This window comes from Streptomyces sp. NRRL F-5123, from assembly GCF_000721495.1.
GTDB lineage: Bacteria > Actinomycetota > Actinomycetes > Streptomycetales > Streptomycetaceae > Actinacidiphila.
The window spans coordinates 1-14,105 of sequence record NZ_JOHY01000028.1 but is presented as its reverse complement, the minus strand read 5'-3'; the positions used below and the strand labels follow the sequence as shown (position 1 = coordinate 14,105).

The 14,105-nt window shown below is 72.7% G+C and carries 13 protein-coding genes, 1 tRNA gene and 1 riboswitch; of the genes, 3 read left to right on the top strand and 11 right to left on the bottom strand.

Features of this window, described 5'->3' with window-relative positions; genetic code table 11:
- The first annotated feature begins 83 nt into the window (after positions 1 to 83).
- Positions 84 to 884 carry a hypothetical protein gene (locus tag IH54_RS0122000; RefSeq protein ID WP_031519434.1) on the top strand — a complete coding sequence of 267 codons (801 nt, stop codon included), beginning with the start codon at positions 84 to 86 and terminating at the stop codon, positions 882 to 884.
- A 78-nt stretch (positions 885 to 962) separates the two neighbouring features.
- On the opposite strand, the gene IH54_RS0121995 is transcribed toward IH54_RS0122000, so the two are convergent.
- Complete coding sequence (locus tag IH54_RS0121995) at positions 963 to 1,289, bottom strand: hypothetical protein (RefSeq protein ID WP_052397735.1); 327 nt, start codon at positions 1,287 to 1,289, stop codon at positions 963 to 965.
- Positions 1,290 to 1,421: 132 nt separating this feature from the next.
- Here IH54_RS0121995 and IH54_RS0121990 point away from each other — a divergent pair, with 132 nt between their 5' ends.
- Together IH54_RS0121990 and IH54_RS0121985 are read left to right on the top strand one after the other, a co-directional pair.
- Positions 1,422 to 1,655, top strand: coding sequence for a DUF4287 domain-containing protein (locus tag IH54_RS0121990; RefSeq protein ID WP_031519430.1), 234 nt, complete (start codon positions 1,422 to 1,424; stop codon positions 1,653 to 1,655).
- 486 nt (positions 1,656 to 2,141) lie between these two features.
- Positions 2,142 to 3,020 carry a bifunctional DNA primase/polymerase gene (locus IH54_RS0121985; RefSeq protein ID WP_031519427.1) on the top strand — a complete coding sequence of 293 codons (879 nt, stop codon included), beginning with the start codon at positions 2,142 to 2,144 and terminating at the stop codon, positions 3,018 to 3,020.
- A 102-nt stretch (positions 3,021 to 3,122) separates the two neighbouring features.
- Here the strand turns inward: IH54_RS0121985 and IH54_RS0121980 are convergent, their stop codons facing one another.
- The 10 genes from IH54_RS0121980 to IH54_RS47950 all read right to left on the bottom strand — a co-directional run.
- Positions 3,123 to 4,649 (bottom strand): flavin monoamine oxidase family protein, encoded by a 1,527-nt coding sequence (locus IH54_RS0121980; RefSeq protein WP_031519425.1) that lies wholly within the window; start codon positions 4,647 to 4,649, stop codon positions 3,123 to 3,125.
- A 400-nt stretch (positions 4,650 to 5,049) separates the two neighbouring features.
- A tRNA-Leu gene (locus IH54_RS0121975) sits at positions 5,050 to 5,132 on the bottom strand.
- A 202-nt stretch (positions 5,133 to 5,334) separates the two neighbouring features.
- Positions 5,335 to 6,657, bottom strand: a complete 1,323-nt coding sequence (locus IH54_RS0121970) for an SAM-dependent methyltransferase (protein ID WP_031519423.1) — start codon at positions 6,655 to 6,657, stop codon at positions 5,335 to 5,337.
- Positions 6,658 to 6,902: 245 nt separating this feature from the next.
- Positions 6,903 to 8,297: an NAD(P)/FAD-dependent oxidoreductase gene (locus tag IH54_RS0121965; RefSeq protein WP_031519420.1), complete on the bottom strand. Its 1,395-nt coding sequence runs from the start codon at positions 8,295 to 8,297 to the stop codon at positions 6,903 to 6,905.
- Positions 8,298 to 8,591: 294 nt separating this feature from the next.
- Complete coding sequence (locus IH54_RS0121960) at positions 8,592 to 9,578, bottom strand: Ppx/GppA phosphatase family protein (RefSeq protein ID WP_031519418.1); 987 nt, start codon at positions 9,576 to 9,578, stop codon at positions 8,592 to 8,594.
- Positions 9,575 to 10,114, bottom strand: coding sequence for a DUF501 domain-containing protein (locus tag IH54_RS0121955; protein WP_031519416.1), 540 nt, complete (start codon positions 10,112 to 10,114; stop codon positions 9,575 to 9,577). The genes IH54_RS0121960 and IH54_RS0121955 overlap by 4 nt, the downstream gene beginning before the upstream one ends.
- A gap of 148 nt (positions 10,115 to 10,262) precedes the next feature.
- Entirely contained in the window at positions 10,263 to 10,787 is a 525-nt protein-coding gene (locus IH54_RS0121950; protein ID WP_031519414.1) for an FtsB family cell division protein, read from the bottom strand.
- Between the two features lie 164 nt (positions 10,788 to 10,951).
- Entirely contained in the window at positions 10,952 to 12,232 is a 1,281-nt protein-coding gene (gene eno / locus IH54_RS0121945; RefSeq protein ID WP_031519411.1) for a phosphopyruvate hydratase, read from the bottom strand.
- Positions 12,233 to 12,417: 185 nt separating this feature from the next.
- Positions 12,418 to 13,104: a transglycosylase family protein gene (locus IH54_RS0121940; protein WP_031519409.1), complete on the bottom strand. Its 687-nt coding sequence runs from the start codon at positions 13,102 to 13,104 to the stop codon at positions 12,418 to 12,420.
- A 3-nt stretch (positions 13,105 to 13,107) separates the two neighbouring features.
- Positions 13,108 to 13,232: riboswitch (cyclic di-AMP (ydaO/yuaA leader) on the bottom strand.
- 411 nt (positions 13,233 to 13,643) lie between these two features.
- The coding region (locus IH54_RS47950) for a LysM peptidoglycan-binding domain-containing protein (RefSeq protein WP_159011991.1) at positions 13,644 to 14,105 on the bottom strand (462 nt) is incomplete at its 5' end.

The window sequence follows — 14,105 nt, the reverse complement described above, 5'->3', positions numbered from 1 at the left end:
AGTTTCGTCCACCGGACAAGTGGGCAATTGCTCGGGTCGCGTCAGTCGGGAGAACGTCAGTGAGTGCCAACTTCACCGTCCTGCTGGTCGCCGCGGGTCTCGCCGTGGCGGCGGGTTCCGCCGCTCTGGTCTCCGCCCGCGGGATGCGGCGCGAACTGGCTGCCCTGCGCCAGGACCTGGCCGGGCTCGGCGTGCCCGGGCAGCGCGACGACGCCGACGGCATCAGGGCCGCCGTCGCGGGCGCCCTCGCCGACGAGCGCGAGCGTGAACTGGCCGAGGCCCGCGCCTTCTGGGCCGAGCAGGAGGCCCGCGAGAGCGCGGGCGAGGCACCTCTCTTCCGCGGCCTGTACGGCGGCGCCTCCGACGGGCCGCTGCCCGGCTGCGACTACGAGGTGCCGCCGGTTCTGCCCTACCTGCCTCGGCAGGCCGACTTCGCGGGCCTCGACGCGGCCGCCGAGGGCTTCCTGGAGGGCGGCCGGGAGTCCGAGGGCACGGGCGCCGGCGAGGCGCCCGACGCCGTCCTTCCCGCGCCCGGCGCGATCCCGCACCCGTCGGGCCCGGACTTCGCGCCCTCGCCGGTCGTCGCCTCGCCGGACCAGACCGCCGACCGGCTCGCCGACCTGGCCGACGGCCGCATCCCGCTCTCCGACGTCCGCCCCGGCCCGCTGGGCACGCTGGACGTGTACGTCTTCGCGGACGGCACCACGCTGTGCATGACGCCGGGCCACCGGGAGACCGCGCTGCGGCTGTCGGAGGCGCTGGACCGCGGCGACGTCCCCGTACTACGCGGCGGCTCGGCAATAGCCGGGGCCTACGCGCTGACCTTCGCCTTCGGCGAGGAGAGCGTCTACGTGCTCGCAGACCGCGTCGTCGCCTCGCTCTGACCCCTCGGGTCCGGCCGCGCGCAGGCCGACTCCCGCACGCCGTCTGCGCACCGGGCCCCGCACACCCTCACCCGGCGGTCAGCCGACCGCCCGTGCCGCCTGCACGACCTTCTCGCGCGCAGCGGCCAGCAGCGCTTCGTGCCCGGGCTGCGCCGCCACCGCGAGCAACTCCCGCCCGGCGAGGGAGAGCTGGTCACCGACCACGAAGACGCCCTCGTCCGCCATCACGTACGGCTCGCGCCCGGGGAATTCCAGCAGCTGGGCCTCGCGGTCCAGCCAGCGCGCCAGGTCCAGTCCGGCCGCCGCGGCGCCGGACTGGAGCCGCCGCTGCGACAGCGAGCGCAGCCGCCCCGCGAGGCGTTCCACCGCGGCGCTCAGCTCGTCCGGTCGTGTCTGCTCGGGCATGACCCGACATTACCGGGGTATGGAAGACGGCCTCGCACCCATGTCCGTACCCGGTGGTTCCCCGCACGATGGTTGCCAACGCACCACCACTCGGGCACGGTGGGGTGACCGGACCACATACCGGAGGCGCCGATGTCCCAGCCGCACTTCTCCGAGGAAACCCACCGGAATCTGATCGACCGTATCCCGCACTGCACCGGCCGCGAGGTCAGCGAGTGGCTGTCCGCCCTCGACGAAGGACCCGCACTCTTCCGCTTCGACGAGAAGGTGAGCTGGCTGCGAGGCGAGCACGACCTCTCCTACGGCCACGCCAAGGCCCTCGTCCACGAGTACGACCTGCGACGGGCCGCCCGCAACCTGCGCTGACCCGGCCCCGTTCACCGCTGCCGTTCCCACACGCCTGCGGGCTGCCGGGAAGCGGTACTTCCCGGCAGCCCCGCGCGTGCGCGGCAACCGTCCCCGCGAGAGCAGAACCCTTCAGGGCGCCGGTCGCGCAGGACCGCGGCCGGCCGCCGCGGCTCCGGACGGATCCACACCGGCGAGAGGTCCGGCCCGCACCACGACCGACCCGAACGCGACCGGCGCGGCACCCGCCGCCGGACCCCCGCGTGTGATGCCGGTACGCGTCACGGCGCCGTCGATCGCCGTCCGCCCGGCCCGCGCCGGGCCCCGTACGCCTCCCCCTGCCGCTCGGCGGCCGAAACCGGCCTTCCCCCGGATCGACCACTCGAACACGCCCCCCGCACGGGCCGCGCGCCCTTCCGGTGGGTTTACCCGGTGGACGGCCGGGCCCCGGCGCGGTATCACTGAAGGGTGCAGACGAACACGCGTTCGAAATCCAGAGAGCAGGCCATGGCACGCCCCGACCACACCCGCGCCCTGCACGCCGCCCTGCTCGCCGCTGCCCGCGGCCTGCCCGTCTTCCCGCTCTCGCGCAGCAAGCTGCCCGCCGTCCGCTCCCCGCACCGCCACGAGCCGCGCACGGCGGCGCTGTGCCGCGGCGCCTGCGGCCGGCCGGGCCACGGGGTGCACGACGCCAGCACCGACCCGGCCCGGATACGCGCGCTCTTCGCGGTGGCGCCCTGGGCGACCGGCTACGGCGTCGCGTGCGGGCGTGCCCCGCACCACCTCGTCGGCGTGGACCTGGACGTCAAGCACGGCGCGGACGGCATCGCCGCGCTGCGCGCGCTCGCCGTGGAGCACGGCTTCACGGTGCCCGAGACACTCACCGTGCTGACCCCCTCCGGCGGCCGCCACCTGTGGCTCACCGCGCCCGGGCCCGTCCCCAACTCGGTGGGCCGGCTGGCCCGCGGCATCGACATACGCGGGGAGGGCGGGTACGTCGTCGGCCCGGGCTCGCGCACCCTGGCGGGCCGCTACCTGCCCGACCCCGGCTCGGCCGGTGCCGTGCTCGCCCCCGCTCCCCGGGCACTGCTGCGACTGGCCGCCCCGCAGGCGCCGCCCGCGGAGCAGCAGCCCCGGCACGCGGCAGGGCCGCGGCATCCCGCCGAGAAGCGGGCCGCGGCCCTGGTGCGCTTCGTGCTCGACTCGCAGGAGGGCGAGCGCAACGGCCGGCTCTTCTGGGCCGCCTGCCGTGCCTACGACGCCGGTATCGGCGACACCCTCGCGCCCGCCCTGGTGACCGCGGCCGTGCACACCGGGCTCAGCGAGCGGGAGGCCGCCGCCACGGTGGCGTCCGCGGGCCGGCTGCGCACCGCCCCGCATCCGTGACGCGGGGCGGTGACGGCAGGCGCAGGCGGCAACCGTGGGGCCGCGGCGGGACCCGTCAGCCCCATGGACCCGGCGGCCCGCAGTCCGTCAGGCCGTCGCCCGTCAGGCCAGGACGCGCTGGTGGATCGCGGTGACGGCGCTGCGGGCCGAGCTGAACGCCCCGTGCTGCCAGGCGTCCATGTAGCTGAGCCAGTCGCCCGCGAAGAGCACGCGGCCCGCCGGCTCGGTCAGCGGCTTGTAGCGGGGGTGGTCGGGACCGCCGGGAGTGCTGTGCCAGGCGGCCTCCTGGTAGGGGAACTGCCGCCAGTGGTGCGAGAAGGACGTGGCCAGTTCGCTGCGGTACTTCTCACCGTAGATCTTCACGCCCGCCGCCACGGCGCGCGCCTCACGCTCCTTGGGGGTGAGGGGGGCGTAGGAGTCGGCGTTGGCGCCGGTGTTGTAGTAGCCGATGAGCACACCGCGCTCGCCGTGGAAACCGTAGGACGGGTGCCAGATGTGGGTGACGTCGAGGTCGGTCTCGGTGATGCCGCCGTAGATCCGGTGGTCCGTCTCCCACCAGCGCGAACGGTACTCCAGGCCGATCTTGCCCGCCGAGGACGGCGTGATGGCCTCCAGGGCCGTCTGCACCCCGCTGCCGAGGTTGTGCGGCACCTTGGCGAGGATGTTCGGCGGCATGGCGGCGACGCAGTAGTCCGCCTCTACGGACCGGGTCCGCCCGCCCTGGGTGTACGTCACGCGGACGCCGTCGCCCTTGTCCGTCACCTGCGTGACGGCGCAGCCGGTGCGGATCTTCTGGTTGCCGATCGCGCCGGCCAGCGCGTGCGGTATGCGGTCCATACCGCCGACCGGCTGGAACATCAGCATGGCCTGGTCGAATTCGAATTCGAAGGCGAAGTAGCGGCCCACCCCGGTGGCGAAGATCTCGGAGGCGGTGGGCACGTCGCTCGCGACGACGCCGGGCGTGCCGGCGGCGGCGGGCCAGACGGAGTAGCCCCGGCGGGAACTGCCGGTGTATTGCAGGTTGCTTCCGAGGTCTCCGTAGTCCTTGAGGAATTCCGTCAGCCGCTCGCGGTCGTCACCGGTCAGCGCCTGGTCGAGGGCGCCCTGGTCGGAGGCCTTGGCGAGCAGTTCCGTGACATAGCCGAAGACGTCCGCCTTGGCTGCGCGGTAGCGCATGGGCGAGGTCATGCCGGCCGACTCGTTGTAGAGGTAGCTGTCGGCGTTGACGTTGGTGAAGACCTCGATCGGGACGCCGAGTTCGCGGCAGTAGTCGAGGGTGATCATCCACTGGGCGATGCGGGCGGGCCCGGCGTTCATGTACTGGCCGTCGGAGAAGCGGGCGGTCTGCCGGTGGCCGTAGAGGTCGGTGGTGGTGTCGCCCCCGCGCACGGTGAAGTTGCGGCCGCCGGGGCGGTCGCGGGCCTCCAGGATCGTGCAGCGGTAGCCGGCCTTGCCGAGCTCGTAGGCGGTGGTGAGGCCGGCTATGCCGCCGCCGAGCACGACCACCGAGGCCGCGGATCTGCCGGTGAGGGTGAAGTCCCCGGTGCGAGGCGCGCGGTAGGCCGCCTCGCGGGCGGCCGCGGCCTGTGCGGTGGGCGTGAGGCCGAGCGCTCCCATGGTGGCGAGCATCGCGCCGGCGCCGCCTGTCGCGCCGACGGCACGCAGAAACGCACGTCGATTGAGCTGGGTCATCTACCATGTCCCCTTTCGCTGCTGGCGCAGCGGACTTTCGCAAGCGCGGGTTACGCGTGATCGCGTCGCGCGTGTCGCGGGAGTAAGGGGAAGCTCCGCTTCATATGCTCAGGACCAGTTCAGCGCGGGTTCAGCAGCGCGGTTCAGCAGCGCGCGCCGCCCCGGCCGTATGCGACGGCGCGGCAGTATGCGACGGGTTCGGCAATAAGTGCGTGACGGCGCGTGATGCGCGGAAAGGCCGGACAAGGCGGTATACGCGTCCGGGCACGGTGGCATATACCCCCGCCGGAACCACATATTCCGGTCGGCTCGCAGGCCTGCCACCCGAAGGGTGAAGTGCCCGGAGCCGGACTTGAACCGGCACGCCCACATGGGGCAGCGAGGTTTAAGCTCGCCGTGTCTGCGTTCCACCATCCGGGCCGGCGGGGCGCAGAGAAAAGCGTATCGGGGTCGGCGGATCCCAACAGGGCGCCTAACTAGTCATGTTGTCTGATTTTAGAGGCTACTGACGGTGCTTCATCGGCTTCGGCGCGACACATCGCCAGGACAGCGCAGCACTTACGGGGCCATGGTTGCCCCGCACAAGTGACGCGAAATCGCCCTTGGCCCGCCTTGCGCCGCCTTACGAGAGCCAATTCGTGCGGGTGCGCGGCATTTCGGAGCCACCGTCCTCCGCGGTGCGTACTGCGAGCACCTGGTTGACGCCGATCCGGTTGCGTTCGAAGGACACCGCGGACGCGGCCATGTACAGCTGCCACACCTTGGCACGCCCCGGCGTGACCAGGTGCACCGCCTGGCGCCAGTTCGCCTCCAGATTCGCCACCCAGGCCCGCAGCGTGCGCCCGTAGTGCTCACGCAGCGCCTCCACGTCGCGTACCTCGAAGCCGGCCTCCTCCAGCCGGGAGACGGTGGCACCGACCGGTGCCAGCTCGCCGTCCGGAAAGACGTAGCGGTCGATGAACTCGTCGACGTGGTAGGCCTCCTCGTCGCGCAGCGGGCGGCGGGCGATCTGGTGGTTCAGCAGTCGGCCGCCCGGCCGCAGCAGCCCGTGCAGGATGCGCGCGTACTCCAGGTAGCGCTCCCTGCCGACGTGCTCCGCCATGCCGATGGAGGAGATCGCGTCGTAGGGGCCGTCGGCGACCTCCCGGTAGTCCTGCACCCGGATCTCGACCAGGTTGTCCAGTCCGGCGTCGGCGACGCGCTTGCGGGCGAACTCCGCCTGCTCCACGGAGAGCGTGACGCCCGTGGCCCGTACGCCGTAGTGCGCGGCGGCGTGCATGACCATCGAGCCCCAGCCGCAGCCGACGTCCAGCAGCCGCTGACCCTCGCGCAGGCCCAGCTTGCGGCACACCAGGTCGAGCTTGGCGGACTGCGCCTGCTCCAGGGTGGTGTCCTCGTCCGGCCAGACCGCGCACGAGTAGACCATGCTCGGGCCCAGGACCAGGGCGTAGAAGTCGTTGCCGACGTCGTAGTGGTGCGAGATGGCGGCGCGGTCGCGGCGCTTGGTGTGCGCAGGGCCCGAGCGCGGGCCCACCTCCTCGGGCGGCGGCGCCGGCGGCAGCCCCGGCCCGGCGAGGGCCAGGACCTCGCGGGCCAGCCGGTAGGTGGCCGGGTCGCGCAGCGCCTCCAGCACCCGGCGGACCCCGGCGCCGGCCGGGGCTCCCGGGTCCGGTTCCGGGCGCTCCCAGAGCACGCCGGAGAGGCGGTCGAGCGCCTCGTGCAGGTCGCCGTCGACGGTCAGCTCACCGGCCACCCAGGCACGGACCAGGCCGAGTTCACCGGGCCGCCACAGGATACGGCGCAGCGCGCGGCGGCGGCGGAAGACGAGGACGGGGGCGCCGGGCGGCCCTGCCTCGCTGCCGTCCCAGGCACGCACGCGCAGCGGGAACGGCCGGGAGAGGGCGTGTTCGGCGATGTCGACGATTCTCGGAGCCGCGTCAGCCATGCGTCCGAGCGTACGACTGCGGCGACCAGAAATCGTCGTTCCTCCGCAAATCTACGTTGCGGATACACGCACTTAGCCCGGACGGCGGTCGCCGCCCGCCGGGAGGGCCGTCGACATGGCCGGGAGGCCGGCGCGGCGGGGGCGCGCGAAAACGCCGTGAGGGCGCCCGCACCACGGATGGCGAGCGCCCTCACGGCGTCTGCTGTGCGCCCGGCGGCGTCCGTTCCCGGAGCCGCCGAGGGGTGTCAGGCCGCGCCGGCCTTCTCGGCGGCGGGAGCGGCGGCCTTCGGCTGCTCGGGCACGGCGACGGGCGCCGGGGCCGGGCGGGCGGCCTCGTAGAACTCCTCGCGGGGGTTCTCGATGGCGCCCAGGGAGACGACCTCGCGCTTGAGGAACATCCCCAGGGTCCAGTCGGCGAAGACCCGGATCTTGCGGTTCCAGGTCGGCACCGCCATGCCGTGGTAGCCGCGGTGCATGTACCAGGCGAGCCGGCCCTTGACCTTGATCCTGGCCTTGCCGAAGACGATCATCGCGACGCCCTTGTGGAGCCCGAGGCCCGCGACCGCACCCTTGTTGGCGTGCTTGTAGTCCTGCTGCGGGAAGCCGCGCATGCCGGACACCACGTTGTCGCCGAGCACCTTGGCCTGGCGCAGCGCGTGCTGCGCGTTCGGCGGGCACCAGGCGCCCTCGCCGGCGGCGAGGTCGGGGATCTGGGCGTTGTCGCCCGCGGCCCAGATGTAGTCGGTGCCGCGCACCTGGAGCGTCGGGGCGGTGTCCACGTGGCCGCGCGGGCCGAGCGGCAGGCCGAACTTCGCCAGCGCCGGGTTCGGCTTCACGCCGGCCGTCCACACGACGGTGGAGGCGTCTACCTCCAGGCCGTTGGCGAGCACCACGTGCTTGTCGACGCAGGACTTCATCGACGTCTGGAGGTAGATCTCGATACCGCGCTCCTGGAGGTGCTCCAGGCCCCACTTGCCGAGCTGCGGGCCGACCTCGGGGAGGATCTTGTCCGCGGCGTCGACGAGGATGAACCGCATGTCCTCGCGCTTGACGTTCGGGTAGTACTTGGCCGCGTCGCGCGCCATGTCCTCGACCTCGCCGACGGTCTCCGCGCCCGCGAAGCCGCCGCCGACGAAGACGAAGGTGAGCGCCTTGCGGCGGATCTCCTCGTCCGTGGTGGAGTCGGCCTTGTCGAGCTGCTCCAGCACGTGGTTGCGCAGCCCGATCGCCTCCTCGACACCCTTCATGCCGATGCCGTTCTCGGCCAGGCCCGGGATCGGGAAGGTCCGGGAGACCGCGCCGAGCGCCATCACCAGGTAGTCGAAGGGCAGCTCGTAGGACTCGCCGACGAGCGGCTCGACCGAGGCGACCTTGCGGTCCTGGTCGATGTCGACGACCCGCCCGGTCAGCACCTCGGCCCCGGGCAGCACGCGCCGCAGCGGGACGACGACGTGACGCGGGGAGATGCTGCCTGCTGCCGTCTCGGGGAGGAAGGGCTGGTACGTCATGTACGAGCGCGGGTCGACGACCGTGACGGTCGCCTCGCCGTACCGCATCTTCTTCAGGATGCGGCGCGCCGCGTACAGGCCGACATAACCGCCGCCTACTACGAGGATCCGTGGACGCTCCGTGGTGCTCATGCTTCGAGTATCCAGCACCCCGCGGGGGGTACCTCGTGAGCCCCTTCACAAGGGCCTCGACACCCTGTGCTACCCTGCGCGGTTTCGCGACCAGGCGCGACGCGCCCGCCGGCCCGTCCCCCGGCCCCCGCTTCCGCGTCCCGGGCCCTGATCAGCACCGATCGTGCGGCGTTCACCCCGCGACCCGGCGGTTGTCACACCGCTGAAACACGCCGCCACCAACGATTCCGGGGACTGCGGGCGCCCCCACCTTGGAAATTCGGGCCGCGGGACGGGAACTTCATGTGAAGAGTTTCACAAAGGTTTTCCGGCGTCCTGTTCCGCGGCTTTGAAGGCGATGCCGTCGAGGATGTCGTGCTCGCTCACCACGACCTCCGCGGCGCCCGTCCGCTCCATGATCCGCAGCAGCACCAGGGCCCCCGCGGCGATCACGTCGACCCGGCCCTCGTGGATGACGGCAAGGGCCGCGCGCTCGGCGTGGGTGGACCTCAGCAGCCGCTCGGTGACCGCCCTGACCTGCGCGAGCGTGATCCTGGAATGGTGGATCGCCGCCGAGTCGTACGCCGGGAGGCCGAGCGCGAGCGCCGCGACCGTGGTGACCGAGCCGGCCAGCCCGACCAGCGTACGGGCGCGCTCCAGCGGCACCGTGCGGGTCGCCTCGTCCAGGCCCGCGTCGATGTCGGCGGTCATCGCCGCGACGATCTCCGCGGACGGCGGGTCCACCGGCCGCCCGTCGCGCACGACGTGACGCTCCGTCATCCGCACACAGCCCACGTCGACCGAACGGGCCGCCTCCACGCGGTCCCCGCCGAGCACGAACTCGGTCGAGCCGCCGCCGATGTCGACCACCAGATACGGCGTCAGCAGCTCGTGCCCGCCGGTCAGTTCGCGGGTGGCACCGGTGAAGGACAGGGCCGCCTCCTGGTCGCCGGTGACGACCTCGGGGCCGACGCCCAGCAGCTCGCGCACGCCGCGCACGAAGTCGTCGCGGTTCTCCGCGTCGCGCGACGCGGAGGTGGCCACGAAACGGATCCGCTCGGCGGGCACACCGTGCTCGCGGATGACGCCGGCGTATTCGCGGCAGGCCGCGAACGTGCGCTCCAGCGCCTCGGGGGCGAGCCGTCCGGTGCGGTCGACGCCCTGGCCGAGGCGGACGATGCGCATCCGCCGGTCCAGGTCGCGCAGCGTGCCGGTGGCCGGGTCGACGTCCGCGACCAGCAGCCGGATCGAGTTGGTGCCGCAGTCGACGGCGGCGACCCGGGTCGTCGTGGGGGCGGTCATGAGGACGTCTCCTGCCGGTCGTCGTGGCCTTCCTGCGGGAGCGGCACGCACGGGCCCTTGGCCCACCACTCGGGGAGCATCGCGAGCGCCTCGTCGCCGAGCGGGTTGACGCCGGGCCCCGCGGCCAGCGAGTGGCCCACCAGCACGTGCAGGCACTTGACGCGGTCCGGCATGCCGCCCGCGCTGGGGAAGCCCTCCAGCACCTCGATCGCGTCACGGCGGGCGATGTAGTCCTCGTGCGCGGCGCGGTAGGCCGCGGCCAGCTCCGGATCCTCGGCCAGGCGCGCGGTCATGGTCTTCATCACGCCGTCCGCCTCCAGCGTGCCGATCGCCGAGGCGGCCCGCGGGCAGGTCAGGTAGTACAGCGTCGGGAAGGGCGTGCCGTCCTCCAGCCGCGGCTGGGTCTCGACCACGTCGGGGTTGCCGCACGGGCAGCGGTGCGCGACCGCGCGCAGGCCGCGCGGCGGGCGGCCGAGCTGCGCCTGGACGGCAGCGGCGTCCGCGGGGGTGGCGGGAGGGTGCTGTGAGGAGTTCATGTGCCGTTTCTCGTTTCGGAGCCGTGGGGGCCGTGGGACCGGCGGACGTGCGCGCCGCGCGGGGGCCGGACACGCCGGGCGGGCCGGGTGCGCCCGGTGGTTCGGGGCTCCCGGGAGGCCGGGCCGCACGGCCCTTCCCGGGCAGGCCTCAGCGCCCGGGCTCCCCGGCGGCGTCGGCGTGGTCCACGCCGTCCCAGAGGTTCGCGTACCACGGCCGGTGGGCGGCTGACGCCGCCTGCCCGTCCGCGTCGCCCGGGGTGCCCGCGCCGCGGCTGTGCCCGCCCGCCCCGCCGGCCGAGGGCGTGGGGGCGGCCACCGAGTAGCCGTCCTCGCCGGGCATCACGTAGTGCAGCTGCTTGCGGGCCTGGGTGCGGACGTACTCCGGGTCCTGCCAGCGCGCCTTCTCCTCGCGCAGCTGCTCGACCTTCTTCTTCGCCTGCTGCGCCTCACGGCGCTGGTCGGCGATGTCGGAGCGCTGCGCGATGTACTGCCGGGTCGGATAGGCGAGGGCGATCACCAGGGCGCACAGCACCAGCGCGAGCAGTGCCGCACGCCCGGTCAGCCTGTTGCGCCGGCCGGGTCTGCGCGCCGCCGCGGCGCGGTAGACCCGCGCATGCGCCTCCTGCCCGATGGCCTTGAGCCGGACAGCGGTGGAGAACCGATCCGACCCCACGCCGTCGCTCCCCTCGTACGTCCCTCGGACCCGCGAGCCTCGCACGTCCCTCGCACGGGACGGTACCGCCCCTGGGAGGAACATACTGTCCCGTCACCCGTACGCGTGTACGTCCCCGCCGGTGGGAGGGCACCGGACGGGGACGCGGCGCGTAACGGTGCGGTTCAGCCCTTGAAGCGCGGGAAGGCGCTGCGGCCGGCGTAGACCGCGGCGTCGTCCAGGATCTCCTCGATGCGCAGCAGCTGGTTGTACTTGGCGACGCGCTCGGAGCGGGCCGGGGCGCCGGTCTTGATCTGGCCGCAGTTGGTGGCGACGGCCAGGTCGGCGATGGTGACGTCCTCGGTCTCGCCGGAGCGGTGCGACATCATGCACTTGTAGCCGCTGCGCTGGGCCAGCTCGACGGCGTCCATCGTCTCGGTGAGCGAGCCGATCTGGTTGACCTTCACCAGCAGCGCGTTGGCGGTGCCGCTGTCGATGCCCTTCTGCAGGCGCTCCGGGTTGGTGACGAACAGGTCGTCGCCCACCAGCTGCACCTTGGCGCCGAGCTTGTCGGTGATGGTCTTCCAGCCGTCCCAGTCGTCCTCGAACAGCGGGTCCTCGATGGAGACCAGCGGGTAGGAGTCGACGAGCTCCGCGTAGTAGTCGGTCATCTCGGCGGCCGAGCGCGACTTGCCCTCGAACGCGTACGAGCCGTCCTTGTAGAACTCGGACGCGGCGACGTCCAGCGCGAGCGCGATGTCCTGGCCGGGCGTGTAGCCGGCCTGCTTGACGGCCTCGATGATCAGGTCGAGCGCCTCGCGGTTGGAGCCGAGGTTCGGCGCGAAACCGCCCTCGTCGCCCAGACCCGTGGACAGGCCGCGGGCCTTGAGCACGCCCTTGAGGGTGTGGTAGACCTCGGCGCCCCAGCGCAGCGCCTCGGAGAAGGACTCCGCGCCGATCGGCGCGATCATGAACTCCTGGATGTCGACGTTGGAGTCCGCGTGCGAGCCGCCGTTGAGGATGTTCATCATCGGGACGGGCAGGACGTGCGCGTTCGGACCGCCGAGGTAGCGGAAGAGCGGCAGGTCGGAGGCCTCGGAGGCGGCGTGCGCGACGGCCAGCGACACGCCGAGGATGGCGTTGGCGCCGAGCGAGGACTTGTCGGGGGTGGCGTCCAGGTCGAACATCGCCTGGTCGATCAGCCGCTGCTCGGTGGCGTCGTAGCCGACGAGCTCCGGGCCGATCTGCTCGATCACGGCGAGGACGGCCTTCTCGACGCCCTTGCCCTGGTAGCGGTTCTTGTCGCCGTCGCGGAGTTCGAGGGCCTCGAAGGCGCCGGTGGAGGCGCCGGACGGCACTGCGGCCCGGCCGGTGCTGCCGTCGTCGAGGCCGACCTCGACCTCGACGGTGGGGTTGCCTCGCGAGTCGAGGATTTCCCGGGCTACGACGACGTCGATGGACGGCACGTTGTCTCCTTCAGAGATGTCTTCTCGTTTTTCCGGGACGAGCCTAACCGGCTCGCGTCCCCGGGCCGGTCGTCGGCCCGGCCCCTGAGACGGAAAACCGGCCGGACGCGCGGGCGCCACGAGGCGCGCCGCGCGTCCGGCCGGCCGGTGAGGGCGTGCGGGGCCTGCTCGCCCCGCGTCCCGGATCAGCCCAGGCGCAGGTGCTGGCCCGGGTAGATCAGGTCGGCGTCCTTGACGACGTCCTTGTTGAGCTGGAAGAGCTTGTGCCAGCCGCCCTTGACGTGGTGGCTCGCGGCGATCTCGGAGAGCGTGTCGCCGGAGACGACGGTGTACGAGCCCTTGGCGCCGTGCCGCTGCCAGTCGGTGGCGGTGTGCTTCGCCGGCTTGGCGGCCTTCTTGGCCGGGGCGCTCTTCGCGGCGGTGGTCTTCGTGGTGGTCTTCGCCGCCGTGGAGCTGCTGGAGCTGCCGGCCGACGAGGACGAGCCGCCGGGGTTGATGTCGGGGGCCGGGCCACCCGCGGTCAGGCCGCCGGCCGAGGCGCACGCCCAGGCACCGGGGCCCTGCAGGGCGAGCAGCTTCTCGGCGACCGCGATCTGCTGGTCCTTGGTGGCCAGGTCGGCGCGCTGCGCGTACTGCAGGCCGCCCGCCGCCTCCCAGCTGGACTGCGAGAACTGCAGGCCACCGTAGTAGCCGTTGCCGGTGTTGATGTGCCAGTCGCCGCCGGACTCGCACTGCGCGACGGCGTCCCAGGTGGCCACGGAGGCGGCCGAGGAGGAGGTGGCGCCGATCAGCGGCGCGGCGACGGCGACGCCGGCAACACCGGCGAATGTGGCGAATCGGACCATCTTCGAGGCACGACGGTGCTTACCCATGTATCTGTCCCTCACCGACGCCTACGAGGTCAGCTGTCGGGTTCGGACGTGAGTTGCCCGGCCGGCACCGCTGTCAGGCGGATGCCCTGCTTCACCCCGAGCCGGACCCGTGACGGCGGCTGCTTCGCGGCGGCGCAGCGGGCTGCGCGGCACGATGCCGTCCGTTTCCGTGGGTCCGGCGGAAAGACCGTGGGTCCCCCGCTCCTGCCTGCGGCGCTTTCGCGTCGGTTGCTCCCGTCGGGCGCGGCGGCAGGACTCGGCGTTCCGCTCCGACAGGGCCCGCTGTGGCGAGCGCTTAGACGTTAAGCACACCGGACCGGATTGAACAAACACTCGCGTTTCGGACGCCAAGTGCGGCCGCGATCACGACCACTGGACGAATGTGCAGGTCGGACGGCCGCAGCGGGGCGGGACGCGGGTGAACGGTCACAGGCCCGGAGAGAGGCTTGTCACATCACCGCATGGAACGGAAATCCCGTACGTCCTTTTTGTTACCGGGCATACATAGCAGGGGATTTCACCCCGACGGGCCGTTCTCTTCATCCGAGGTCGATGATCTGTCCGGGTTTGATGAGGTTTGGATCGTCGCCGATCGCTTGGCGGTTGACGTCGTAGAGGTGGAGCCAGCCACCGGGGACGTCGTGCGCGGCAGCGATCCCGGAGAGCGAGTCCCCGGAGCCGACCTTGTAGGTGTCCGTGGCCTCGTGCGAGGCGGTGTCCGAATTGCCGCCGTTGCCCTGGGTGTTGTCGCCGGTGCCGCTGCCGGTGCCCCGGCCCGTGCCCGCGTCCCCGTCCGTGAGGCCCGGAACGACGGCGGTGGTGCGGGTGCGGCTCGCCCGGTCGGCCGCGGCCAGCTCCTCGTCGGTGGGGCTGTACGGGCGTGCGTGGCGGCCGGTGCCGGTCGTGGGCGTGCCGGGGGTGGCGGGGGTGGCGGACGTCGCGGGCTGTCTCTTATACACATCTGACGCTGCCGACGACTCCTTACGTGTAGATCTCGGTGG

Bases quoted from the DNA above. Each gene is read 5' to 3' on its own strand.
- IH54_RS0121995 (WP_052397735.1), bottom strand. From the start codon at position 1,289: ATGCCCGAGCAGACACGACCGGACGAGCTGAGCGCCGCGGTGGAACGC.
- IH54_RS0121990 (WP_031519430.1), top strand. From the start codon at position 1,422: ATGTCCCAGCCGCACTTCTCCGAGGAAACCCACCGGAATCTGATCGAC.
- IH54_RS0121985 (WP_031519427.1), top strand. From the start codon at position 2,142: ATGGCACGCCCCGACCACACCCGCGCCCTGCACGCCGCCCTGCTCGCC.
- IH54_RS0121980 (WP_031519425.1), bottom strand. From the start codon at position 4,649: ATGCTCGCCACCATGGGAGCGCTCGGCCTCACGCCCACCGCACAGGCC.
- IH54_RS0121970 (WP_031519423.1), bottom strand. From the start codon at position 6,657: ATGGCTGACGCGGCTCCGAGAATCGTCGACATCGCCGAACACGCCCTC.
- IH54_RS0121965 (WP_031519420.1), bottom strand. From the start codon at position 8,297: ATGAGCACCACGGAGCGTCCACGGATCCTCGTAGTAGGCGGCGGTTAT.
- IH54_RS0121960 (WP_031519418.1), bottom strand. From the start codon at position 9,578: ATGACCGCCCCCACGACGACCCGGGTCGCCGCCGTCGACTGCGGCACC.
- IH54_RS0121955 (WP_031519416.1), bottom strand. From the start codon at position 10,114: ATGAACTCCTCACAGCACCCTCCCGCCACCCCCGCGGACGCCGCTGCC.
- IH54_RS0121940 (WP_031519409.1), bottom strand. From the start codon at position 13,104: ATGGGTAAGCACCGTCGTGCCTCGAAGATGGTCCGATTCGCCACATTC.